The organism is Pseudomonas sp. PS01300 (assembly GCF_029960155.1).
GTDB lineage: Bacteria > Pseudomonadota > Gammaproteobacteria > Pseudomonadales > Pseudomonadaceae > Aquipseudomonas > Aquipseudomonas palmensis.
The window spans coordinates 27,114-48,609 of sequence record NZ_JASCPN010000043.1; the positions used below are offsets into that span (position 1 = coordinate 27,114).

A 21,496-nucleotide genomic window follows, 5' to 3' on the forward strand; every position below is an offset into this window, starting at 1 on the left:
GTTGCGTGCAAGGCTGTCACAGAACAGTCGGTTGTGCCAATCACCCGCCGCACCCCGGTGCTGCGCCGATGCGGCGTCAGGCCGGCGCGGCCAGGGGTCAGTCCTCTTCCTTGGGCGCGGGTGCAGGCGGTGGACGCAGGCCGATCTCGGCGATCAGCTTCAGCGGCTTGCCGTTGCGCACCACTTCGATGGCCACCTTGTCGTTGGGCTTGATCCGCGCCACCTGGTTCATCGAGCGCCGACCATCGCCGGCCGGTTCGCCATTGATGCTCAGAATCACGTCACCCAGCTGCAGGCCGGCCTTCTGCGCCGGCCCGTCGCGGAAGATGCCCGCCACCACGATGCCTGGCCGGCCCTGCATGCCGAACGACTCGGCCAGCTCCTGGCTCAGCGGTTGCACCTCGATGCCCAGCCAGCCGCGAATCACCTGGCCATGCTCGATGATCGACTTCATCACCTCCAGCGCCAGCTTGGTGGGGATGGCGAAGCCGATGCCTTGCGAGCCGCCGGACTTGGAGAAGATCGCGGTGTTGATGCCGGTCAGGTTGCCATTGGCATCCACCAGCGCGCCACCGGAGTTGCCCGGGTTGATGGCCGCGTCGGTCTGGATGAAGTCTTCGTAGTTGTTCAGGCCCAGCTGGTTGCGCCCGGTGGCGCTGATGATGCCCATGGTCACGGTCTGGCCGACGCCGAACGGGTTGCCGATGGCCAGCGCCACATCACCGATGTGGATGTTGTCCGAGCGCCCGATGGTGATCGAGGGCAGGTTCTTGAGGTCGATCTTGAGCACGGCCAGGTCGGTTTCCGGGTCGCTGCCGATCACCCGTGCCAGGGTCTCGCGGCCGTCCTTGAGCGCCACCACGATCTGGTCGGCGCCGGAGGTCACGTGGTTGTTGGTCAGCAGGTAGCCCTCCGGGCTCATGATCACCGCCGAGCCCAGGCTCGATTCCCAGCGCCGCTGCTTGGGCAGGTTGTCACCGAAGAAGCGGCGGAACTGTGGGTCTTCGAACAGCGGGTGCGCGGTCTTGTTGACCACCTTGGTGGTGTACAGGTTGGCCACTGCGGGGGCCGCATTGCTCACCGCATCGGCATACGACACGGGGCCCTGCATCAGCCGCGTGGTCTGCGGCGCCTGCTGCAGGTTGACGTCCTGGCTGGGCAGGCCGACCCATTGGGGAAATTGCTGGATGACCAGCAGGGCGATCAGTACGCCGGTGACCAGTGGCCAGGCAAAGTAACGCAGAGCCTTGAACATGAGATGGATCCTGGGAGGTGGCCAGAGCCGATGCCGCAGTGGGGAGTAGATGAACGCGCGCGATCATACTGCGGCAAGGCCCGTGCAGGAACTGCTAAATCACGTCGAGCCATGACGGTCATGGCGCCGCGCCCCCGGGCAGTTGCCGTCGGTTTCCCCAAAAACGGTCGACGGCTCATAATGGCGGCCATTATACGAGGCCTTGTGCCACGCTGAACCGCTGAATTGAGGAGTCTTTGCATGGCTGTTGCCCTGAGCACCCTGGTCGAGGAAGCCGATCGCTACCTTGGCAGCGCAAAAATCCAGGACTACTGCCCCAACGGCCTGCAGGTCGAGGGCAACCCGCAGGTGTCGCGTATCGTCACCGGCGTCACCGCCAGCCAGGCATTGCTGGACGCTGCGGTCGAGGCGGGCGCCGACCTGGTGCTGGTGCACCACGGCTACTTCTGGAAGGGTGAGAACCCCTGCATCACCGGCATGAAGCAGCGCCGCCTCAAGACCCTGCTCAAACACGACCTGAGCCTGCTGGCCTACCACCTGCCGCTGGACCTGCACCCCGAGGTGGGCAACAACGTGCAGCTGGCGCGCCAGCTGGACATCACCGTCGAGGGCCCGCTGGACCCGGCCAACCCGCGGGTGGTGGGCCTGGTGGGCTCGCTGGCCGAACCGATGTCGGCGCGGGATTTCGCGCGCAAGGTCAGCGACGTGATGGGCCGCGAGCCGCTGCTGATCGAAGGCGACGAGGTCATTCGCCGGGTGGGCTGGTGCACCGGCGGCGGCCAGGGCTACATCGACCAGGCGATTGCCGCAGGGGTCGACCTGTACCTGAGCGGCGAGGCGTCGGAACAGACTTTCCACAGTGCTCGCGAGAACGGCATCAGCTTCATCGCCGCCGGCCACCACGCCACCGAGCGTTACGGGGTGCAGGCGCTGGGCGATTACCTGGCACGTCGATTCGCTCTGGAACACCTGTTCATCGACTGCCCGAACCCGATCTGAGGCTAAAACGCCAAGGCATATTCTTATACTGTTTCGTTCTAGTAGCCTGCCTAAATAGAATCGGGTGCTGTGATAAAGTGGCCCGCTCGAACACGGCCCGCTGGCCGTCCATAAGATTGATTTTCCGTGAGTAGCCATGGTCGACAAGCTGACGCATTTGAAACAGTTGGAGGCGGAGAGCATCCACATCATTCGTGAGGTGGCCGCCGAGTTCGACAACCCGGTGATGCTGTACTCGATCGGCAAGGATTCGGCCGTGATGCTGCACCTGGCACGCAAGGCCTTCTTCCCGGGCAAGCTGCCGTTTCCGGTGATGCACGTCGACACCCAGTGGAAATTCCAGGAGATGTACAGCTTCCGCGACAAGATGGTCGAGGAAATGGGCCTGGAGCTGATCACCCACGTCAACCCCGATGGCGTTGCCCAGGGCATCAATCCGTTCACCCACGGCAGTGCCAAGCACACCGACATCATGAAGACCGAGGGCCTCAAGCAGGCGCTCGACAAGCACGGCTTCGACGCCGCCTTCGGTGGCGCGCGCCGCGACGAAGAGAAGTCGCGGGCCAAGGAGCGTGTGTACTCGTTCCGTGACAGCAAGCACCGCTGGGACCCGAAGAACCAGCGCCCAGAGCTGTGGAACGTGTACAACGGCAAGGTCAACAAGGGCGAGTCGATTCGCGTGTTCCCGCTGTCGAACTGGACCGAGCTGGATATCTGGCAGTACATCTACCTCGAAGGCATCCCGATCGTGCCGCTGTACTTTGCAGCCGAGCGCGAAGTGATCGAGAAGAACGGCACCCTGATCATGATCGATGACGAGCGCATCCTGGAGCACCTCTCGGATGAAGAGAAGGCTCGCATCGTCAAGAAGAAAGTGCGTTTCCGTACCCTTGGCTGCTACCCGTTGACGGGCGCGGTGGAGTCGGAGGCCGAGAGCCTGACCGACATCATTCAGGAAATGCTCCTGACGCGCACTTCCGAGCGCCAGGGCCGCGTCATCGACCACGATGGCGCAGGTTCCATGGAAGACAAGAAACGTCAGGGCTATTTCTAAGTTAGGGTCAGACCATGTCGCACCAATCCGAATTGATCAGCGAGGACATCCTCGCCTACCTGGCCCAGCACGAACGCAAGGAACTGCTGCGCTTCTTGACCTGCGGTAACGTCGACGACGGCAAGAGCACCCTGATCGGGCGCCTGCTGCACGACTCCAAGATGATCTACGAAGACCATCTGGAAGCCATTACCCGCGATTCGAAGAAAGTCGGCACCACCGGTGACGACATCGACCTGGCATTGCTGGTCGACGGCCTGCAGGCCGAGCGCGAGCAGGGCATCACCATCGATGTGGCCTACCGCTATTTCTCCACGGCCAAGCGCAAGTTCATCATCGCCGACACCCCGGGCCACGAGCAGTACACCCGCAACATGGCCACCGGTGCGTCCACCTGCGACCTGGCGATCATCCTGGTGGACGCGCGCTACGGCGTGCAGACCCAGACCCGCCGGCACAGCTACATCGCTTCGCTGCTGGGCATCAAGCACATCGTCGTGGCCGTGAACAAGATGGACCTCAAGGGCTTCGACCAGGACGTGTTCGAAGGCATCAAGGCCGACTACCTGAAGTTTGCCGAAGCCATCAACATGACCCCCAGCAGCCTGCACTTCGTGCCGATGTCGGCGCTCAAGGGCGACAACGTGGTCAACCGCAGCGAGCGTTCGCCGTGGTACACCGGCCCTGCGCTGATGGAAATCCTCGAAACCGTGGAAGTGGCGGCCGACCGCAACTTCACCGACCTGCGTTTTCCGGTGCAGTACGTCAACCGTCCCAACCTGAACTTCCGTGGCTTTGCCGGCACCCTGGCCAGTGGCGTGGTACACAAGGGCGACGAGATCGTGGTGCTGCCTTCGGGCAAGAGCAGCCGCGTGAAGTCCATCGTCACCTACGAAGGTGAGCTGGAGCAGGCCGGCCCGGGCCAGGCCGTGACCCTGACCATGGAAGACGAGATCGACATCTCCCGTGGCGACCTGCTGGTGCATGCCGACAACGTCCCGCCGGTGACCGACCAGTTCGACGCCATGCTGGTGTGGATGGCCGAAGAGCCGATGCTGCCGGGCAAGAAATACGACATCAAGCGCGCCACCAGCTACGTGCCGGGCTCGATTGCCAGCATCGCCCACAAGGTCGATGTGAACACCCTGGAACAGGGCGCTGCGAGCGCGTTGCAGCTCAACGAGATCGGCAAGGTCAAGGTGAGCCTGGACGCTCCGATCGCGCTGGACGGCTACGACAGCAACCGCACCACCGGCGCGTTCATCATCATCGACCGCCTGACCAACGGCACCGTGGGCGCGGGCATGATCATCGCGCCACCGGTACTGCCTCACGGCAGCACCGGCCAGCATGGCAGGCAGGCCCACGTGACCACCGAGGAGCGTGCCTTGCGCTTCGGCCAGCAGCCGGCCACCGTGCTGTTCAGCGGCCTGTCGGGCGCGGGCAAGAGCACCCTGGCGTATGCCGTTGAGCGCAAGCTGTTCGACATGGGCCGTGCGGTGTACGTGCTCGATGGGCAGAACCTGCGCCATGACCTGAACAAAGGCCTGCCGCAGGACCGTGCCGGGCGTACCGAGAACTGGCGTCGTGCTGCGCATGTGGCGCGTCAGTTCAACGAAGCGGGCTTGCTGACCCTGGCCGCGTTCGTGGCACCGGATGCCGAAGGCCGTGAACAGGCCAAGGCGCTGATCGGCAAGGAGCGCTTGCTGACCGTTTACGTCCAGGCTTCGCCGTTGGTGTGCCGTGAGCGTGATCCGCAGGGGCTGTACGCGGCCGGTGGCGACAACATCCCGGGCGAGAGCTTCCCGTATGACGTGCCGCAGGATGCGGACCTGGTGATCGACACCCAGAGCGTTGGCGTGGAAGAGGGCGTCAAGCAGGTACTGGAACTGCTGCGCAAGCGTGGCGCGATCTAAGCGCTGCTGCTGAATGAAAAGCCCGCGATGGTGAAGGCCATCGCGGGCTTTTTTGTGGCGGCTGGCCGCTTCGCCGGCAAGGCCGGCTCCTACGGTGAGCGCAAGGCCATGCAGGAGCAGGCCTTGCCGGGGAAGTGCCCAGCGGACACGCCGCTTCAAATATGCTTCTGTGCCACCGGAATCACCCGCTTCTCCTTCACCGCCTTGAACGAGAAGCTCGAATAGATCTCCTTCACCCCCGGCAGCCGCTGCAGTACCTCGCGGGTGAACTCGCCGAACGACTCCAGATCCCGCGCCAGAATCTCCAGCAGGAAGTCATAGCGCCCGGAGATGTTGTGGCACGCCACGATTTCGGGGATATCCATCAGCCGCTGCTCGAATGCCCGGGCCATCTCCTTGCTGTGCGAATCCATCATGATGCTGACGAAGGCGGTCACTCCGAAGCCCAGTGCCTTGGGTGACAGGATGGCCTGATAGCCGGTGATGTAGCCCGACTCCTCCAGCAGCTTGACCCGCCGCCAGCACGGCGAGGTGGTCAGGGCGACGCTGTCGGCGAGCTCGGCCACGGTCAGTCGGGCGTTGTCTTGCAGCGCGGCCAGCAGTGCGCGGTCGGTACGGTCGATGGCGCTAGGCATGTCTTGCCCTCCATAGCCTGTTCTTGTTGTTTTTATGTCAGTGAGCGGCGCTTTTCGTAGGCGTATTTGGAAAAATTTAAGCCGGTCTGTGGAATAAGCTTATAACAAACCACAAGAGGCGGTTGCCATGCACGGCTCCAACAAGCTCCCAGGATTTGCCACCCGCGCCATTCACCATGGCTACGACCCCCAGGACCATGGCGGCGCACTGGTGCCACCGGTCTACCAGACCGCGACGTTCACCTTCCCCACAGTGGAATACGGCGCTGCGTGCTTTGCCGGCGAGCAGGCCGGGCATTTCTACAGCCGCATCTCCAACCCCACCCTCAACCTGCTGGAAGCACGCATGGCCTCGCTGGAAGGCGGCGAGGCCGGGCTGGCGCTGGCCTCGGGCATGGGGGCGATCACGTCCACGCTATGGACACTGCTGCGCCTCGGTGACGAGGTGCTGCTGGGCAACACCCTGTACGGCTGCACCTTTGCCTTCCTGCACCACGGCATCGGCGAGTTCGGGGTCAAGCTGCGTCATGTGGACATGGCCGACCTGCAGGCATTGGAGGCGGCCATGACGCCGGCCACCCGGGTGATCTATTTCGAGTCGCCGGCCAACCCCAACATGCACATGGCCGATATCGCCGGCGTGGCGAAGATTGCGCGCAAGCACGGCGCGACCGTGGTGGTCGACAACACCTACTGCACGCCGTACCTGCAGCGGCCACTGGAGCTGGGCGCCGACCTGGTGGTGCATTCGGCCACCAAGTACCTGAGCGGCCATGGCGACATCACTGCTGGCATTGTGGTGGGCAGCCAGGCACTGGTGGACCGTATACGCCTGCAGGGCCTCAAGGACATGACCGGTGCGGTGCTCTCGCCCCATGACGCCGCACTGCTGATGCGCGGCATCAAGACCCTCAACCTGCGCATGGACCGCCACTGCGCCAACGCTCAGGTGCTGGCCGAGTTCCTCGCCGGGCAGCCGCAGGTGGAGCTGATCCATTACCCGGGCCTGGCGAGCTTCCCGCAGTACACCCTGGCCCGCCAGCAGATGAGCCAGCCGGGCGGCATGATCGCCTTCGAACTCAAGGGCGGCATCGGTGCAGGGCGGCGGTTCATGAACGCCCTGCAACTGTTCAGCCGGGCGGTGAGCCTGGGCGATGCCGAGTCGCTGGCGCAGCACCCGGCAAGCATGACTCATTCCAGCTATACCCCAGAGGAGCGTGCGCATTACGGCATCTCCGAGGGGCTGGTGCGGTTGTCGGTGGGGCTGGAAGACATCGACGACCTGCTGGCCGATGTGCAACAGGCACTCAAGGCGAGTGCCTGAACCCGTCACGGATGAGGTCAATGCAATGGTGGCAATGATGAACCTTGTGCCTGGCGACGGCGTGCCCGGTGACAGCGACCCTGGCGAAACTGCAGAGTGGTTGGAGGCGCTGGAGTCGACCCTGGCGCACTGCGGCCCGGCCCGCGCGCGGTTTCTGCTCGAACAGTTGGAGGCGCATGCCCGCGAACTGGGCCTGGAGCGTGGTGCCCAGCCGTACTCGGCGTACCGCAACACCCTGTCGCTCGAACATCAGGGCGCCTACCCGGGCGACCTGGAACTGGACGAGCGCATCACCAGCATCCTGCGCTGGAATGCCCTGGCGATGGTGGTGCGTGCCAACCATGCCTACGGTGACCTGGGCGGGCACATCGCCAGTTACGCTTCGGCCGCAGAGATCTTCGAGGTGGGGTTTCAGCATTTTTTTCGCGGCGAGGAGGGCGGCGAGCAGCGCACGGCCGACCTGGTGTTCTTCCAGCCACACTCGGCGCCCGGCATCTATGCCCGGGCCTTTCTTGAAGGGCGCCTGAGCGAGGCTCAGCTGGCCAGCTATCGGCAGGAGGTCGCAGGCGATGGCCTGTGCTCCTACCCGCACCCGTGGCTGATGCCCGACTTCTGGCAGTTTCCCACCGGGTCGATGGGCATCGGCCCGCTAAACGCCGTGTACCAGGCGCGCTTCATGCGCTACCTGCAGCACCGCGGCCTGGCCGATACCGCGCAGCGCCATGTGTGGGGCGTGTTCGGCGATGGCGAGATGGACGAGCCCGAATCCATCGCCGGGCTGACGCTGGCGGCCCGTGAGCAACTCGACAACCTGACCTTCATCGTCAACTGCAACCTGCAGCGCCTGGATGGTCCGGTGCGTGGCAATGGCCAGATCATCCAGGAGCTGGAGTCGCTGTTCAGCGGCGCCGGCTGGAACGTGATCAAGGTGTTGTGGGGCTCGGAATGGGATGCGCTGTTTGCCCGCGACAGCGAGCACGTGCTGCTGCGCCAGCTGGCGGCAACCCCCGACGGCCAGTTCCAGACCCTGGGGGCCAATGACGGCGCCTACAACCTCGAACACTTCTTCAACCAGCACCCGGCCTTGCAGCGCCTGGTCGAGCACATGAGCTCGGCCGAGATCAACGCGCTCAAGCGCGGTGGCCATGATTTTCGCAAGCTGTATGCCGCCTTTGCCGCCGCCAAGGCGTGCAAGGGCCGGCCGACGGTGATCCTGGCCAAGACCAAGAAGGGCTACGGCATGAGTGCGGCCGGCGAGTCGCGCATGACCGCGCACCAGGCCAAGAAGCTCGACGTGCAGGCGCTGCTGGCCTTCCGTGACCGCTTCCACCTGCCCTTGAGCGATGCGCAGGTTGAGCAGTTGCAGTTCTACCGGCCAGACGAAAACAGCCGGGAGATGCGCTACCTGCGCGAGCGACGCAATGCCCTGGGCGGCAGCCTGCCGTCGCGGCGGCCCCAGGCGCGCACGCTGCCGGTACCGGCGCTGGAGGTGATGGGCGGTTTTGCGCTGCACGCCGAGGGCAAGGAGATGTCCACCACCATGGCTGCGGTGCGCATGCTCGGTGCCTGGCTCAAGGCCCCGGAACTGGGGCCGCGGGTGGTGCCGATTGTCGCCGATGAAGCGCGCACCTTCGGCATGGCCAGCCTGTTCCGGCAGATCGGCATCTACTCGCCCCATGGGCAGCGTTACGAACCCGAAGATGCCAGTTCGCTGCTCTCCTACAGGGAGTCGCGCGATGGTCAGTTGCTGGAGGAGGGCATCACCGAGGCCGGGGCCCTGTCGTCCTGGGTAGCGGCGGCCACCTCCTATGCGGTGCATGGCGAGCCGATGTTGCCGGTGTACATCTATTACTCGATGTTCGGCTTCCAGCGGGTCGGCGACCTGATATGGGCGGCGGCCGACCAGCGTGCACGGGGCCTGCTGCTGGGGGCCACGGCAGGGCGCACCACCTTGGGCGGCGAAGGCTTGCAGCACCAGGATGGCTCGAGCCTGGTGATGGCGGCCATGGTGCCCAACTGCCGCGCCTGGGAGCCGTGCTTTGCCGGCGAACTGGCGGTGATTCTGGAACACGCGGCGCGGCGCATGCTGGTGGAGCAGTGCGACGAGTTTCACTATGTGGCGGTGATGAATGAAAGTTATCCACACCCCTCCCTGCCACCTGAAGCACATGCGGCAGTGTTGCGCGGGATGTACCGGTTTGCCGAACAGCCGGTGGAGCATGCCCTGGGGCGGGTTCGCCTGCTGGGCTCCGGGGCGATCCTGCGCGAGGTGATCGCCGCGAGCGAGCTGCTGGCGGCGGACTGGGGCATCGCCAGCGAGGTGTTCAGTGTGACCAGCTTCAGCGAACTGGCGCGTGATGCACGGGATGTGCAGCGCGGGCAGCGTCTGGGGCTGGGCGGCAGCAGCCATCTGGCGCAGTGCCTGGTGGGGGATGCGCCGGTGATTGCCGCGACCGATTATGTACGTGCCTGGCCGCAGCTGATTGCCGAGTACGTGCCGGCGCCGTACGTGACGCTGGGCACCGACGGCTTCGGGCGCAGCGATACGCGCCAGCGGTTGCGCCAGTTCTTCGAGGTGGACCGCTTCAGTGTGGTGCTGGCCAGCTTGCAGGCGCTGGTGGATGACGGGCTGCTGGAGGTCGATGTGATGGCGCAGGCACGGGCCAGGTATCCGGCGCTGGATGCGGCGGGGCCCTGGTATCGTTGATGTGAGGGGATGAAAAAAGGGGCCGGTGATCGGCCCCTTTTTTCTTTGTGTCGGATGGTTGGGTGTGGCATTCGCCGGCAAGGCCGGCTCCAGCAGGAGCGCGCCATGCCAGTGACGGGGCCGCTGCGATCAGCGCTTGAGCCCGTAATGCTCATCCAGCATGCCCGGGGTGTTCGGTGCCTTGGGCGCGTAGTCGCGTGGCACTTCGGTGTCCTTGGGCGGGGTCAGACGGTCACGCGGGCCCTGCGCTTCGGAGTGCAGTGCGGCCAGCAGGCGCTGACGGGTCTGTTCGTCCAGGGCCAGACGGTTGGCGCCTTCGGCCAGGTGGTCCTGCACTTCCTGGTAGCTCTGGGTCAGCTTCTTGACCAGCGCCGCGGTGCTGTTGAAATGGGTCACCACTTCACTCTGATAACTGTCAAAACGTTCCTGGATATCGTCCAGCTGCCGCTGGGTGCTGCTCGGGGCGGCATTGGGCAAGAGGCGGGCGACCAGGAAACCAACGACTACACCCACTACCAGGGCCAGGGTCGGCAACAACCAAACTAAGAGCGAGAGTTCCACGAGTCCTTCCTCTATAAACGGCTTTGCTTTACGTTAACGGCTCGGACCTGCGCTGTATACCGCGAGCGATCGCAAATATCTCAGACAGAATCATCAGCTAGACGAGTCGACCCCTCCAGAGGTCACGGAGTTCACCCTTGCTTATCCGCGAAACCCCCGTATTCATCGATGGCCCGGTTGGCCAGCTGGAAGCCCTGTACCTGGACGTGGCAGACCCTCGCGGCATCGTCCTGCTGTGCCACCCCAACCCCGTGCAGGGCGGCACCATGACCAACAAGGTGGTGTCGATGCTGCAGCGCACCGCACGCGATGCCGGCTACATCACCCTGCGCTTCAACTACCGCGGTGTAGGCCAGAGCGCTGGCAGCCATGACATGGGCAGCGGCGAAGTCGACGATGCACAGGCCGCTGCAACCTGGCTGCGCGAAAAACATCCCGAATTACCTTTGACGCTGATGGGCTTCTCCTTCGGCGGCTTCGTCGCGGCCAGCCTCGGCGGCCGGCTCGAAGCCCAGGGCGTCACGCTCAAGCACCTGTTCATGGTAGCCCCGGCAGTGATGCGCCTTGGCGGTACCGACGGTCTGCCGCAGGCAGGTGCCTTGAGCGTGATCCAGCCCGAAGCCGACGAGGTGATCGATCCGCAGATCGTCTACGCCTGGTCCGATGCACTGGCGCGCCCCCATGAGCTGCTGAAAGTGGCAGAATGCGGTCACTTTTTTCACGGCAAGCTGACCGACCTCAAGGATCTGGTGCTGCCACGCCTTTCGAACTGATACAAGCCTGATAAGCGATTACCCATGACCACTCGTATCCTTACCGGTATCACCACCACGGGCACGCCGCACCTTGGCAACTATGCCGGTGCCATCCGCCCGGCGGTCCTCGCCAGCCAGCAGCCGGGCGTCGACTCGTTCTACTTCCTGGCCGACTACCATGCGCTGATCAAGTGCGACGACCCGCAGCGCATCCAGCGCTCGCGTCTGGAAATCGCCGCCACCTGGCTGGCCGGCGGCCTGGACCCGGAACGCGTGACTTTCTACCGCCAGTCCGACATTCCCGAGATCCCCGAGCTGACCTGGCTGCTGACCTGCGTGGCGGCCAAGGGCCTGCTCAATCGCGCGCATGCCTACAAGGCCTCGGTGGACAAGAACCTGGAAAGCGGCGAAGACCCGGATGCGGGCGTGAGCATGGGCCTGTACAGCTATCCGGTGCTGATGGCGGCGGACATCCTGATGTTCAATGCCAACAAGGTGCCGGTGGGGCGCGACCAGATCCAGCACGTGGAAATGGCCCGTGATATCGGGCAGCGCTTCAACCACCTGTTCGGCCAGGGCAAGGACTTCTTCGCCATGCCCGAGGCGCTGATCGAGGAAAGCGTGGCCACCTTGCCGGGCCTGGACGGTCGCAAGATGTCCAAGAGCTACGACAACACCATCCCGCTGTTCACCAGTGCCAAGGAGATGAAGGACGCGATCTCGCGCATCGTCACCGACTCGCGCGCGCCGGGCGAGGCCAAGGACCCGGACAACTCGCACCTGTTCACCCTGTTCCAGGCCTTTGCCACCGCCGAGCAAGCCGAAGCCTTCCGCAGCGAGCTGCTGCAGGGGCTGGGCTGGGGCGAAGCCAAGCAGCGCCTGTTCCAGCTGGTCGACGGCCAGTTGAGCGCGCCGCGCGAGCATTACCACCAGCTGATTTCCCGCCCGGCGGACCTGGAGGACATTCTTCTGGCCGGCGCGCAGAAGGCCCGCAGGATCGCCACGCCGTTTCTTGAGCAACTGCGCGAAGCAGTGGGCCTGCGCTCGTTCCGCAGCACGGTTCAGGTCAGCGGTGAAACCAGGAAGAAGGCGGTCAAGGCGGCACGCTTCGTGAGCTTCCGTGAAGAGGACGGCAGCTTCCGCTTCCGCCTGCTGGCAGCCGACGGCGAGCAGTTGCTGCTGTCGCGCAGCTTTGCCGATGGCAAGGCGGCCGGTGCGGTGAGCAAGCAGTTGCAACTGGGCCAGCCGCTGGATGTACGTGACGAAGGCCTGGGCTTCAGCCTGTGGCTGGAAGGCGAGTGCGTGGCCGACGGCCCGCAGTTCGCCGATGCCACGGCGCGCGATGCCGCCATCGAGAGCCTGCGCGCTGCCTTGCAGCCCCAGCAGGACTGACCGTCAATCGCAAGTCTGATTGCCATTACCCGGGGCCGTCGCTACAGTGACGGCCCGCTTTTGTTGCCTTGCTAACGAATTATGACGCCCCTAGAACGATATCAAGCAGATCTGAAACGTCCCGAATTCTTCCATGACGCGGCGCAGGAAACAGCGGTGCGTCACTTGCAGCGCCTGTACGACGACCTGGTCGCGGCGCACAACAGCAAGCCGGGTGTGTTCGGCAAGCTGTTCGGCAGGAAAGAGCAGGCGCCCGTCAAGGGCCTGTATTTCTGGGGTGGGGTAGGGCGCGGCAAGACCTACCTGGTCGATACGTTCTATGAGGCGCTGCCTTTCCCGCAGAAGGTGCGTACGCACTTCCACCGCTTCATGAAGCGCGTGCACGAGGAAATGAAGACTCTCAAGGGCGAGAAGAACCCGCTGACCATCATTGCCAAGCGGTTCTCCGACGAGGCGCGGGTGATCTGCTTCGACGAGTTCTTCGTGTCCGATATCACCGACGCGATGATCCTTGGCACCCTGATGGAGGAGCTGTTCAAGAACGGCGTGACCCTGGTGGCCACCTCCAACATCGTGCCGGACGGCCTGTACAAGGACGGCCTGCAGCGTGCGCGCTTCCTGCCGGCAATTGCCCTGATCAAGCAGAACACCGACATCGTCAACGTCGACAGCGGCGTGGACTATCGCCTGCGTCACCTGGAGCAGGCCGAGCTGTTCCACTTCCCGCTGAATGAAGCGGCCCACGAAAGCCTGCGCAAGAGCTTTCGCGCATTGACGCCGGAATGCACCCAGGCGGTGGAAAACGACGTGCTGATGATCGAGAACCGCGAGATCCGTGCGCTGCGTACCTGCGACGACGTGGCCTGGTTCGACTTCCGCGAACTGTGCGACGGCCCGCGCAGCCAGAACGACTACATCGAACTGGGCAAGATCTTCCATGCGGTGCTGCTCAGCGGCGTGGAGCAGATGGGCGTGGCCACCGACGATCTGGCGCGTCGCTTCATCAACATGGTCGACGAGTTCTACGACCGCAACGTCAAGCTGATCATCTCGGCTGAAGTGGAGCTCAAGGACCTGTACACCGGCGGGCGCCTGAGCTTCGAGTTCCAGCGTACCCTGAGCCGCTTGCTGGAGATGCAGTCCCACGAGTTCCTGTCGCGGGCACACAAGCCTTAAGTCGCGTCACTGCTGTCGCGGCTCAGCCCGCTCCCACAGAGGTTTGCAGCGAACCTGTGGGGGCGGGCGTGACCCGCGATAGGCCCTCAGGCCTCCTGCATGAATTGCTGCCGATACTGGTTAGGCGACAGCTCCGTGTGCTGCCTGAACAATCGCGCAAAAAAGCTGGCGTCGTCATAGCCCACCTCGTAGCTGATGGTCTTGATGCTCTTGCGCGTCCCTGACAGCAAGCCCTTCGCCGTCTCGATCCGCAGCCGTTGCAGATAATGCAGCGGCTTGTCCCCCGTCGCACTCTGGAACCTGCGCATGAAGTTGCGGATGCTCATGCCATGGTTGCGTGCCACGTCCTCGAAACGGAACTTGTCGGCGAAGTGTTCCTCCAGCCACTGCTGGATCTGCAGGATGATCAGGTCCTGGTGCAGCTTCTGTCCGCCAAAGCCCATGCGCCCCGGGGTGTAGTTGCGTTGCACCTCGTAGAGGATGTCGCGGGCCACTGCCTGGGCCACGTTGGCCCCGCAGAAGCGCTCGATCAGGTAGATGTACAGGTCGCAGGCCGAGGTGGCGCCGCCGGCGCAATAGAGGTTGTCGGCATCGGTGAGGTGCTTGTCCTGGTTCAGCGACACCTTCGGGAAGCGTTCGGCGAACTGGCCGAAGAAGCGCCAGTAGGTGGTGGCCTCCTTGCCATCGAGCAGGCCGGCCTCGGCCAGCCAGAACACGCCGCTGGCCTCGCCGCACAGCACCGCGCCTCGGGCATGCTGCTCGCGCAGCCAGGGCAGTACCTGGGGGTAGCGCTGGCACAGGGCATCGAAGTCGTCCCAGAACGCCGGAAGGATGATTACGTCGGCCTGCTCGAGGCCGCTGTCCACCGGTAGCTGCACGCCGCTGAAGCTCTGCACGGGCAGCCCGTCGGGGCTCACGAGGCGGGTTTCGAACATCGGTTGCAGGCCCAGGCCCAGTTGCTTGCCATAGCGCAGGCTGGCCAGGTGGAAGAAATCCTTGGCCTGCATCAGGGTCGATGCGAATACCTTGTCGATGGCCAGGATGCTGACGCGCCGCAGCGATGCGGTAGGTTGGGTAAACATCATTGTCGTTATTCTTATAGGGTAGAGTGGTCAATCACCGGCTGGATCGTCTTATTTTTTGGCGATTGTGTCTACCCTCGGTTCCCGCAGCGGGCTGCGGGAACCGTTGCAGCGCTTTACGGGGCGGGGTTGGGCTGGTCCTGGTGGATCGCATCGATGGCGGCCAGCAGCTCGTCACCGAGCTTCAGGCTGGCGCTTGCCAGGTTGCTGTCCAGTTGCGCCAGCGAGGTGGCGCCGATGATGTTGCTGGTCACGAACGGCTGCTGGGTCACGAAGGCCAGGGCCATCTGTGCCGGGTCCAGGCCGTGCTCGCGGGCCAGGGCCACATAACGGCTGCACGCGGCGACGGTCTGCGGGTTGGAATAGCGCGAGAAGCGGTTGAACAGGGTCAGGCGGCCGTTTTCCGGGCGCGCGCCGTTCTCGTACTTGCCCGACAGCATGCCGAAGGCCAGCGGTGAGTAGGCCAGCAGGCCGCACTGCTCGCGGATAGCGATTTCCGCCAGGCCCACTTCGAAGCTGCGGTTGAGCAGGTTGTACGGGTTCTGGATCGAGACCGCACGGGGCCAGCCGCGGCTTTCGGCCAGTTGCAGGAACTTCATGGTGCCCCACGGGGTTTCGTTGGACAGGCCGATGTGGCGGATCTTGCCTGCCTTGACCTGTTCGTCGAGCACTTCGAGGGTTTCTTCCAGCGGCGTGAAGTGGTCCTGGGGCAGGTGCTGGTAGCCCAGCTTGCCGAAGAAGTTGGTGCTGCGCTCGGGCCAGTGCAGCTGGTACAGGTCGATCCAGTCGGTCTGCAGGCGCTTGAGGCTGGCGTCCAGGGCCGCCACGATGTGCTGGCGGTTGTGCTTGAGCTGGCCGTCGCGAATGTGGCTGATGCCGTTGCCGGGGCCGGCCACCTTGCTGGCCAGGATCCAGTCGGCGCGATCGCCGCGCTGGCTGAACCAGTTGCCGATGATCTGCTCGGTGGCCGAGTAGGTTTCCGGGCGCGGTGGCACCGGGTACATCTCCGCGGTATCGATGAAATTGATCCCGGCCGCCTTGGCCCGTTCGATCTGGGCGAAGCCCTCGGCCTGGTCGTTCTGCTCGCCCCAGGTCATGCTGCCCAGGCACAATGCACTCACGTTGAGGTCGGTGCGACCCAGCTGGCGATACTCCATGACGATCTCCATGGCAAAAGAAGCATAAAAGCAGGTTGATATTTTTTCTGCAATCTGGATAATTCTGCACCTCTCTCAGCAGTGGAAGTGATGCCCCGCCGCCGAAGAATCTTGCCGAGTATTGGACGTGCTGACCCGAGCCCCCGATAGCGTCCGTATCCGGCTGCCTTTGACCTTGTCAAAGTACGCACTATTCAGTAAGATCTGCCGTCTTAAAATTGCGGGACGGCCCCTGAGGCTATAAAGAATGAAAACTTTTACTGCTAAACCGGAAACAGTAAAACGCGACTGGTTCGTCGTTGACGCTGCTGGCAAGACCCTGGGTCGTCTGGCCACTGAGATCGCGAGCCGTCTGCGTGGCAAGCACAAGCCAGAATACACCCCTCACGTTGACACCGGCGACTACATCGTCGTGATCAATGCCGAGCAGGTACGTGTTACTGGTGCCAAGACTTCGGACAAAATGTACTACTCCCACTCCGGTTTCCCGGGCGGCATCAAGGAAATCAACTTCGAGAAGTTGATCGCCAAAGCGCCTGAGCGCGTGATCGAGACCGCGGTAAAGGGCATGCTGCCTAAAAACCCGCTGGGTCGCGACATGTACCGTAAGCTGAAAGTCTATGCGGGCGCTGTACACCCTCATACTGCTCAGCAGCCCCAAGAACTGAAGATTTAACGGAATAGTTCATTATGTCGGCGACTCAAAATTACGGCACTGGCCGTCGCAAGACTGCAACCGCACGCGTTTTCCTGCGTCCGGGTACTGGCAGCATCTCCATCAACAACCGCTCCCTCGAGACCTTCTTCGGTCGTGAAACCGCGCGCATGGTAGTTCGCCAGCCGCTGGAACTCACCGAAACCACCGAGAAGTTCGACATCTACGTCACCGTCATCGGTGGTGGTGTCAGCGGTCAAGCGGGCGCTATCCGTCACGGTATCACCCGTGCACTGATGGACTACGACGAAACCCTGCGTGGCGCTCTGCGCAAAGCTGGCTTCGTTACCCGTGACGCTCGTGAAGTCGAGCGTAAGAAAGTGGGTCTGCGTAAAGCACGTAAGCGTCCTCAGTACTCCAAGCGTTAATTCGCTTCGGCGTTCAAAAAAAGCCCGGTTCCTGGTGGAACCGGGCTTTTTTTATGTCTTGAATAAAAGGGGCTGCCGACCCTGTGTGACAACTTGCCGCATAGACGCAGGTCAAGTGCTATAAGGGATACAGCCTTTATGCCGGGTAATAACCTTGTCTTCGATGGGTCTTTTCATTACCATGCGGCAAATTTTTAGCAGTTCGAAATTTATTTTTAGCAGTTCGAAATTTACTTAGTAGATGCCTGTTGCAACAGGCCACAAAGCTGATGGGAGAGGACTGAATGAGCAATGACGGCGTCAATGCAGGCCGGCGTCGCTTCCTGGTAGCAGCCACGTCCGTGGTGGGTGCTGCAGGAGCGGTGGGGGCTGCGGTCCCGTTCGTAGGGTCATGGTTTCCCAGTGCCAAGGCGAAAGCTGCCGGTGCACCGGTCAAGGTCAACATCGCCAAGGTGGAGCCCGGCCAGCAGATGATTGCTGAATGGCGCGGCCAACCCGTGTTCATCGTCCGCCGCACCGAGGAGATCCTGGGCAACCTGAAGAAGATCACCGGTGAGCTCTCCGACCCCGAGTCCAAGGCGTCGGAGCAGCCGGCCTACGTCGACCCGTCGAACCGCTCGATCAAGCCGGAAATCCTCGTGCTCGTCGGCCTGTGCACCCACCTGGGCTGCTCGCCGACCTTCCGCCCCGAAGTGGCGCCTGTCGACCTGGGTCCCAAGTGGGTGGGTGGCTATTTCTGCCCATGCCACGGCTCCCACTACGACCTCGCCGGCCGCGTCTACAAGTCCCAGCCAGCGCCGCTCAATCTGCCAGTGCCACCGCACTCGTACGAGTCGGATGACATCATCGTCGTCGGCGTCGATCAGGAGAACGCGTGATGAGTAAGTTCATGGACTGGGTTGACGCCCGCTTCCCCGCCACCAAGATGTGGGAAGATCACCTGAGCAAGTACTACGCACCGAAGAACTTCAACTTCTTCTATTTCTTCGGCTCCCTGGCCCTGCTGGTCCTGGTCAACCAGATCGTGACCGGCGTGTGGCTGACCATGAGCTTCACCCCTTCGGCCGAAGAGGCGTTCGCCTCGGTCGAATACATCATGCGTGACGTCGAATACGGCTGGATCCTGCGCTACCTGCACTCCACGGGTGCGTCGGCGTTCTTCATCGTGGTCTACCTGCACATGTTCCGTGGCCTGCTCTACGGCTCGTACCAGAAGCCACGCGAGCTGGTATGGCTGTTCGGCATGCTGATCTACCTGGCGCTGATGGCAGAGGCCTTCATGGGCTACCTGCTGCCCTGGGGCCAGATGTCGTACTGGGGTGCCCAGGTGATCATCTCGCTGTTCGGCGCCATCCCGGTCATCGGCGGCGACCTGACCCAGTGGATCCGTGGCGACTACCTGATCTCCGGCATTACCCTGAACCGCTTCTTCGCCCTGCACGTGGTGGCCCTGCCGATCGTGATTCTCGGCCTGGTGGTGCTGCACATCCTGGCGCTGCACGAAGTGGGTTCGAACAACCCGGATGGCGTGGACATCAAGAAGAAAAAGGACGAGAACGGCATTCCGCTGGACGGCATCCCGTTCCACCCGTACTACACCGTCAAGGATATCGTCGGCGTGGTGGTGTTCCTGTTCGTCTTCTGCATGATCGTGTTCTTCTTCCCGGAAATGGGCGGCTACTTCCTGGAGAAACCCAACTTCGAACAGGCCAACGCGTTCAAGACCCCGGAGCACATCGCCCCTGTGTGGTACTTCACGCCGTTCTACGCGATCCTGCGTGCGGTACCCGACAAGCTGCTGGGCGTGATCGCCATGGGTGCTGCGATCGCGGTGCTGTTCGTGCTGCCATGGCTGGACCGTAGCCCGGTCAAGTCGATGCGCTACAAGGGCTGGATGAGCAAGGCCTGGCTGTGGGTGTTCTGCATCTCCTTCGTGATCCTGGGCGTGCTCGGCGTGCTGGCGCCAACCCCGGGTCGCACCTTGCTGTCGCAGGTATGTACCTTCCTGTATTTCGCCTACTTCATTCTGATGCCGTTCTACACCAGGCTCGAGAAGACCAAACCGGTTCCGGAAAGGGTGACTGGCTGATGAAAAAGCTATTTGCAGTATTGCTCCTGGCAGTGATGCCTTCGCTGACCTTCGCCGCCGAACACGGCGTGGAACTGGACAAGGTCGACATCGACCTGACCGACAAGGCCGCCATGCAGGACGGCGCACGGACCTTTGCCAACTATTGCATGGGTTGCCACAGCGCCAAGTTCCAGCGTTACGAGCGTGTCGCCGATGACCTGGGCATCCCGCACGAGCTGATGCTCGAGAAGCTGGTGTTCACCGGCGCCAAGATCGGCGACCACATGAACATCGGCATGCAGCCGGCCGACGCCAAGGCCTGGTTCGGTGCGGCGCCGCCCGACCTGACCCTGGTGGCGCGGGTACGCGGCACCGATTGGCTGTACAGCTACCTGCGGGCCTTCTACGAGGACCCGTCACGCCCTTGGGGTGTGAACAACAAGGTCTTCCCCAACGTTGGCATGCCAAACGTGCTGGTGGGCCTGCAGGGGCGTCAGGTGGTCGGTTGCAAGCAGATCCAGACCGTGGTCGAGGGCAAGAAGCAGTTTGACCCGCTCACCGGTGCCCCGCTGACCCACGAAGCGTGCGATCAGCTGACCATCGTGCCGAAATCCGGTACCCTGACCGACGAGCAGTTCGACGAGAAGGTCAAGAACCTGGTGACCTTCCTGGCCTACTCGGCCAACCCGGTCAAGCTGCAGAGCCAGCGCATCGGCACCTACGTGCTGCTGTACCTGGCCTTCTTCTTCGTGTTCGCCTACCTGCTCAAGCGCGAATACTGGAAGGACGTGCACTGATCACAGGGTAAAATCTGTTAGTTTAACGCGCGCCCTGGGGTCCCTCTGCAGTATGGAGGGACCCCAGGGCGCGTTTGCATTTGTAATTTCATAAGTTCAACACGCGAGGAGGACCCCCATGGGCGTGACCAATCGGTTAGCCTGCTACTCCGACCCCGCTGATCATTATTCTCATCGGGTGCGCATCGTTCTCGCCGAGAAAGGTGTCGGCGTCGAGATCATCAGTGTCGAAGCCGGGCGCCAGCCGCCCAAGCTGCTGGAAGCCAACCCGTATGGCAGCGTACCGACCCTGGTTGATCGTGACCTGGCGTTGTATGAGTCGACCGTGGTGATGGAATACCTCGACGAGCGCTACCCGCACCCGCCGCTGTTGCCGGTCTACCCGGTGGCGCGTGCCAACAGCCGCCTGCTGATCCACCGTATCCAGCGTGACTGGTGTTCGCTGGTGGACCTGATTCTCGACCCGCGCAGCAAGGAGCCTGCCCGCGTGCAGGCGCGCAAGGAGCTGCGCGAGAGCCTTACCGGCGTTTCGCCGTTGTTCGCCGACAAGCCTTGTTTCCTGAGTGAGGAGCAAAGCCTGGTGGATTGTTGTCTATTGCCCATACTGTGGCGTTTGCCGGTATTGGGTATCGAACTGCCGCGGCCAGCCAAGCCGCTGCTCGATTACATGGAGCGTCAGTTTGCGCGGGAAGCCTTCAAGGCCAGCCTGTCCGCCGCTGAACGCGATATGCGTTAGGTTTTAAGGAGCCGTTGATGAACTCCAGTCGTCCGTATCTGGTGCGAGCCTTGTATGAGTGGATCGTGGACAACGATTGCACGCCGCACATGCTGGTCAATGCCGAGTACCCCGCGGTGCAGGTGCCTCAGGGCTTCGCCAGCGATGGCCAGATCGTTTTGAACGTGTCGCCCAATGCCGTGCGTCACTTGCACATGGATAACGAAGCTGTGAGCTTCGAGGGGCGTTTCGGTGGGGTTGCCCACACGCTGTACGTGCCTGCCGGCGCCATCCTGGGTATCTATGCCCGTGAGAATGGCCAGGGCATGGTGTTCGAACTCGAGCCGCCACTGATGGAGGATGACGACCTCGAGGACGAGGGCGTCGAGCCGGATGATGACGGCCCGCCGAGTGGCGGGCAGCCGCCGCGGCCAAGTGGGCGGCCGAGCCTGAAAGTGGTGAAATGAAAAAAGGCGACCTTGCGGGGTCGCCTTTTTTTTGGCCTGTGTGCTTACAGGTCGGTGATGGTGCGCACCTGATCCTTGTTCACACGGGTGCGTTTGCCGTCGAGCTGCTGGAACTCGTAGAAGCCGGAGCTGCGTTCGAGTTTCGGCGCGTCGACCGCCTGGAACTCACGGCCATCATTGAGGGTGATCAGGCTTGGGGTGGAGCAGCCGGCCAGGGTGGCGAAGGTAGCGATCAGCAGGGTGGCGAACAGGCCGTTCTTCATGGGTATTCCTGTGGGGTGTCGGTGGGGGTTGCGGTGCGCCGGCGGCTTCACGCCCTTCACCGGCGAGGCCGGCGAAGGGCGTGAAGC

Annotated in this window: 21 protein-coding genes; 15 read left to right on the top strand and 6 right to left on the bottom strand. The window is 63.0% G+C overall.

Annotation, left to right across the window (positions count from 1 at the left end; genetic code table 11):
* Positions 1–97: 97 nt before the first annotated feature.
* Complete coding sequence (gene algW, locus QMX96_RS19040; RefSeq protein ID WP_043861017.1) at positions 98–1,255, bottom strand: Do family serine endopeptidase AlgW; 1,158 nt, start codon at positions 1,253–1,255, stop codon at positions 98–100.
* A 240-nt stretch (positions 1,256–1,495) separates the two neighbouring features.
* Between algW and QMX96_RS19045 the strand changes: the two genes are divergently transcribed.
* The 3 genes from QMX96_RS19045 to cysN all read left to right on the top strand — a co-directional run bounded on the left by QMX96_RS19045 (position 1,496) and on the right by cysN (position 5,224).
* Entirely contained in the window at positions 1,496–2,254 is a 759-nt protein-coding gene (locus QMX96_RS19045; protein WP_043861018.1) for a Nif3-like dinuclear metal center hexameric protein, read from the top strand.
* Positions 2,255–2,390: 136 nt separating this feature from the next.
* Complete coding sequence (gene cysD, locus QMX96_RS19050; RefSeq protein WP_058540870.1) at positions 2,391–3,308, top strand: sulfate adenylyltransferase subunit CysD; 918 nt, start codon at positions 2,391–2,393, stop codon at positions 3,306–3,308.
* Between the two features lie 14 nt (positions 3,309–3,322).
* On the top strand, positions 3,323–5,224 hold the full coding sequence (gene cysN / locus QMX96_RS19055) for a sulfate adenylyltransferase subunit CysN (protein ID WP_088515546.1): 1,902 nt from the start codon (positions 3,323–3,325) through the stop codon (positions 5,222–5,224).
* Between the two features lie 155 nt (positions 5,225–5,379).
* Here the strand turns inward: cysN and QMX96_RS19060 are convergent, their stop codons facing one another.
* Positions 5,380–5,859 (bottom strand): Lrp/AsnC family transcriptional regulator, encoded by a 480-nt coding sequence (locus QMX96_RS19060; RefSeq protein WP_043861021.1) that lies wholly within the window; start codon positions 5,857–5,859, stop codon positions 5,380–5,382.
* A gap of 127 nt (positions 5,860–5,986) precedes the next feature.
* Here QMX96_RS19060 and QMX96_RS19065 point away from each other — a divergent pair, with 127 nt between their 5' ends.
* Positions 5,987–7,183 carry a methionine gamma-lyase gene (locus tag QMX96_RS19065; RefSeq protein ID WP_282362228.1) on the top strand — a complete coding sequence of 399 codons (1,197 nt, stop codon included), beginning with the start codon at positions 5,987–5,989 and terminating at the stop codon, positions 7,181–7,183.
* Between the two features lie 25 nt (positions 7,184–7,208).
* Entirely contained in the window at positions 7,209–9,890 is a 2,682-nt protein-coding gene (gene mdeB, locus QMX96_RS19070; RefSeq protein WP_123752847.1) for an alpha-ketoglutarate dehydrogenase, read from the top strand.
* A 129-nt stretch (positions 9,891–10,019) separates the two neighbouring features.
* Here the strand turns inward: mdeB and QMX96_RS19075 are convergent, their stop codons facing one another.
* The gene (locus tag QMX96_RS19075) at positions 10,020–10,451 is read right to left on the bottom strand and encodes a DUF1043 family protein (protein WP_043862040.1); all 432 of its coding nucleotides are present in this window, start codon (positions 10,449–10,451) and stop codon (positions 10,020–10,022) included.
* 137 nt (positions 10,452–10,588) lie between these two features.
* Here QMX96_RS19075 and QMX96_RS19080 point away from each other — a divergent pair, with 137 nt between their 5' ends.
* The 3 genes from QMX96_RS19080 to zapE all read left to right on the top strand — a co-directional run bounded on the left by QMX96_RS19080 (position 10,589) and on the right by zapE (position 13,774).
* Positions 10,589–11,224, top strand: coding sequence for an alpha/beta fold hydrolase (locus QMX96_RS19080; RefSeq protein WP_254996629.1), 636 nt, complete (start codon positions 10,589–10,591; stop codon positions 11,222–11,224).
* Positions 11,225–11,248: 24 nt separating this feature from the next.
* A complete protein-coding gene (locus QMX96_RS19085) occupies positions 11,249–12,598 on the top strand; it encodes a tryptophan--tRNA ligase (protein WP_043862042.1) in 1,350 nt (449 codons plus the stop codon).
* Between the two features lie 81 nt (positions 12,599–12,679).
* Positions 12,680–13,774 (top strand): cell division protein ZapE, encoded by a 1,095-nt coding sequence (gene zapE / locus QMX96_RS19090; RefSeq protein ID WP_043862043.1) that lies wholly within the window; start codon positions 12,680–12,682, stop codon positions 13,772–13,774.
* A gap of 86 nt (positions 13,775–13,860) precedes the next feature.
* On the opposite strand, the gene QMX96_RS19095 is transcribed toward zapE, so the two are convergent.
* Both QMX96_RS19095 and QMX96_RS19100 read right to left on the bottom strand, forming a co-directional pair.
* On the bottom strand, positions 13,861–14,757 hold the full coding sequence (locus QMX96_RS19095) for a GlxA family transcriptional regulator (RefSeq protein ID WP_167400212.1): 897 nt from the start codon (positions 14,755–14,757) through the stop codon (positions 13,861–13,863).
* A gap of 215 nt (positions 14,758–14,972) precedes the next feature.
* Positions 14,973–16,013 carry an NADP(H)-dependent aldo-keto reductase gene (locus tag QMX96_RS19100; protein ID WP_043862044.1) on the bottom strand — a complete coding sequence of 347 codons (1,041 nt, stop codon included), beginning with the start codon at positions 16,011–16,013 and terminating at the stop codon, positions 14,973–14,975.
* A gap of 247 nt (positions 16,014–16,260) precedes the next feature.
* Between QMX96_RS19100 and rplM the strand changes: the two genes are divergently transcribed.
* The 7 genes from rplM to QMX96_RS19135 all read left to right on the top strand — a co-directional run bounded on the left by rplM (position 16,261) and on the right by QMX96_RS19135 (position 21,146).
* Entirely contained in the window at positions 16,261–16,689 is a 429-nt protein-coding gene (gene rplM / locus QMX96_RS19105; RefSeq protein WP_043862045.1) for a 50S ribosomal protein L13, read from the top strand.
* Positions 16,690–16,703: 14 nt separating this feature from the next.
* Positions 16,704–17,096 carry a 30S ribosomal protein S9 gene (gene rpsI / locus QMX96_RS19110; protein WP_043862046.1) on the top strand — a complete coding sequence of 131 codons (393 nt, stop codon included), beginning with the start codon at positions 16,704–16,706 and terminating at the stop codon, positions 17,094–17,096.
* A gap of 284 nt (positions 17,097–17,380) precedes the next feature.
* Entirely contained in the window at positions 17,381–17,974 is a 594-nt protein-coding gene (petA, locus tag QMX96_RS19115; protein ID WP_043862047.1) for a ubiquinol-cytochrome c reductase iron-sulfur subunit, read from the top strand.
* Entirely contained in the window at positions 17,974–19,185 is a 1,212-nt protein-coding gene (locus QMX96_RS19120; protein ID WP_043862048.1) for a cytochrome bc complex cytochrome b subunit, read from the top strand. The genes petA and QMX96_RS19120 overlap by 1 nt, the downstream gene beginning before the upstream one ends.
* Positions 19,185–19,964: a cytochrome c1 gene (locus QMX96_RS19125; RefSeq protein WP_043862049.1), complete on the top strand. Its 780-nt coding sequence runs from the start codon at positions 19,185–19,187 to the stop codon at positions 19,962–19,964. The genes QMX96_RS19120 and QMX96_RS19125 overlap by 1 nt, the downstream gene beginning before the upstream one ends.
* A gap of 118 nt (positions 19,965–20,082) precedes the next feature.
* Complete coding sequence (locus QMX96_RS19130; protein ID WP_043862050.1) at positions 20,083–20,700, top strand: glutathione S-transferase N-terminal domain-containing protein; 618 nt, start codon at positions 20,083–20,085, stop codon at positions 20,698–20,700.
* Positions 20,701–20,717: 17 nt separating this feature from the next.
* The gene (locus QMX96_RS19135; protein ID WP_043862051.1) at positions 20,718–21,146 is read left to right on the top strand and encodes a ClpXP protease specificity-enhancing factor; all 429 of its coding nucleotides are present in this window, start codon (positions 20,718–20,720) and stop codon (positions 21,144–21,146) included.
* Positions 21,147–21,190: 44 nt separating this feature from the next.
* On the opposite strand, the gene QMX96_RS19140 is transcribed toward QMX96_RS19135, so the two are convergent.
* Positions 21,191–21,409 (bottom strand): YgdI/YgdR family lipoprotein, encoded by a 219-nt coding sequence (locus QMX96_RS19140; RefSeq protein WP_043862052.1) that lies wholly within the window; start codon positions 21,407–21,409, stop codon positions 21,191–21,193.
* Between the last annotated feature and the right edge of the window lie 87 nt (positions 21,410–21,496).

Excerpts from the sequence above, each read along its gene's own strand:
- QMX96_RS19120 (WP_043862048.1), top strand. The coding sequence starts at position 17,974 with ATGAGTAAGTTCATGGACTGGGTTGACGCCCGCTTCCCCGCCACCAAG.
- QMX96_RS19045 (WP_043861018.1), top strand. The coding sequence starts at position 1,496 with ATGGCTGTTGCCCTGAGCACCCTGGTCGAGGAAGCCGATCGCTACCTT.
- cysN (WP_088515546.1), top strand. The coding sequence starts at position 3,323 with ATGTCGCACCAATCCGAATTGATCAGCGAGGACATCCTCGCCTACCTG.
- QMX96_RS19140 (WP_043862052.1), bottom strand. The coding sequence starts at position 21,409 with ATGAAGAACGGCCTGTTCGCCACCCTGCTGATCGCTACCTTCGCCACC.
- petA (WP_043862047.1), top strand. The coding sequence starts at position 17,381 with ATGAGCAATGACGGCGTCAATGCAGGCCGGCGTCGCTTCCTGGTAGCA.
- QMX96_RS19065 (WP_282362228.1), top strand. The coding sequence starts at position 5,987 with ATGCACGGCTCCAACAAGCTCCCAGGATTTGCCACCCGCGCCATTCAC.
- QMX96_RS19130 (WP_043862050.1), top strand. The coding sequence starts at position 20,083 with ATGGGCGTGACCAATCGGTTAGCCTGCTACTCCGACCCCGCTGATCAT.
- rpsI (WP_043862046.1), top strand. The coding sequence starts at position 16,704 with ATGTCGGCGACTCAAAATTACGGCACTGGCCGTCGCAAGACTGCAACC.
- zapE (WP_043862043.1), top strand. The coding sequence starts at position 12,680 with ATGACGCCCCTAGAACGATATCAAGCAGATCTGAAACGTCCCGAATTC.
- QMX96_RS19060 (WP_043861021.1), bottom strand. The coding sequence starts at position 5,859 with ATGCCTAGCGCCATCGACCGTACCGACCGCGCACTGCTGGCCGCGCTG.
- cysD (WP_058540870.1), top strand. The coding sequence starts at position 2,391 with ATGGTCGACAAGCTGACGCATTTGAAACAGTTGGAGGCGGAGAGCATC.
- mdeB (WP_123752847.1), top strand. The coding sequence starts at position 7,209 with ATGGTGGCAATGATGAACCTTGTGCCTGGCGACGGCGTGCCCGGTGAC.
- algW (WP_043861017.1), bottom strand. The coding sequence starts at position 1,255 with ATGTTCAAGGCTCTGCGTTACTTTGCCTGGCCACTGGTCACCGGCGTA.
- rplM (WP_043862045.1), top strand. The coding sequence starts at position 16,261 with ATGAAAACTTTTACTGCTAAACCGGAAACAGTAAAACGCGACTGGTTC.
- QMX96_RS19125 (WP_043862049.1), top strand. The coding sequence starts at position 19,185 with ATGAAAAAGCTATTTGCAGTATTGCTCCTGGCAGTGATGCCTTCGCTG.
- QMX96_RS19100 (WP_043862044.1), bottom strand. The coding sequence starts at position 16,013 with ATGGAGTATCGCCAGCTGGGTCGCACCGACCTCAACGTGAGTGCATTG.
- QMX96_RS19135 (WP_043862051.1), top strand. The coding sequence starts at position 20,718 with ATGAACTCCAGTCGTCCGTATCTGGTGCGAGCCTTGTATGAGTGGATC.
- QMX96_RS19085 (WP_043862042.1), top strand. The coding sequence starts at position 11,249 with ATGACCACTCGTATCCTTACCGGTATCACCACCACGGGCACGCCGCAC.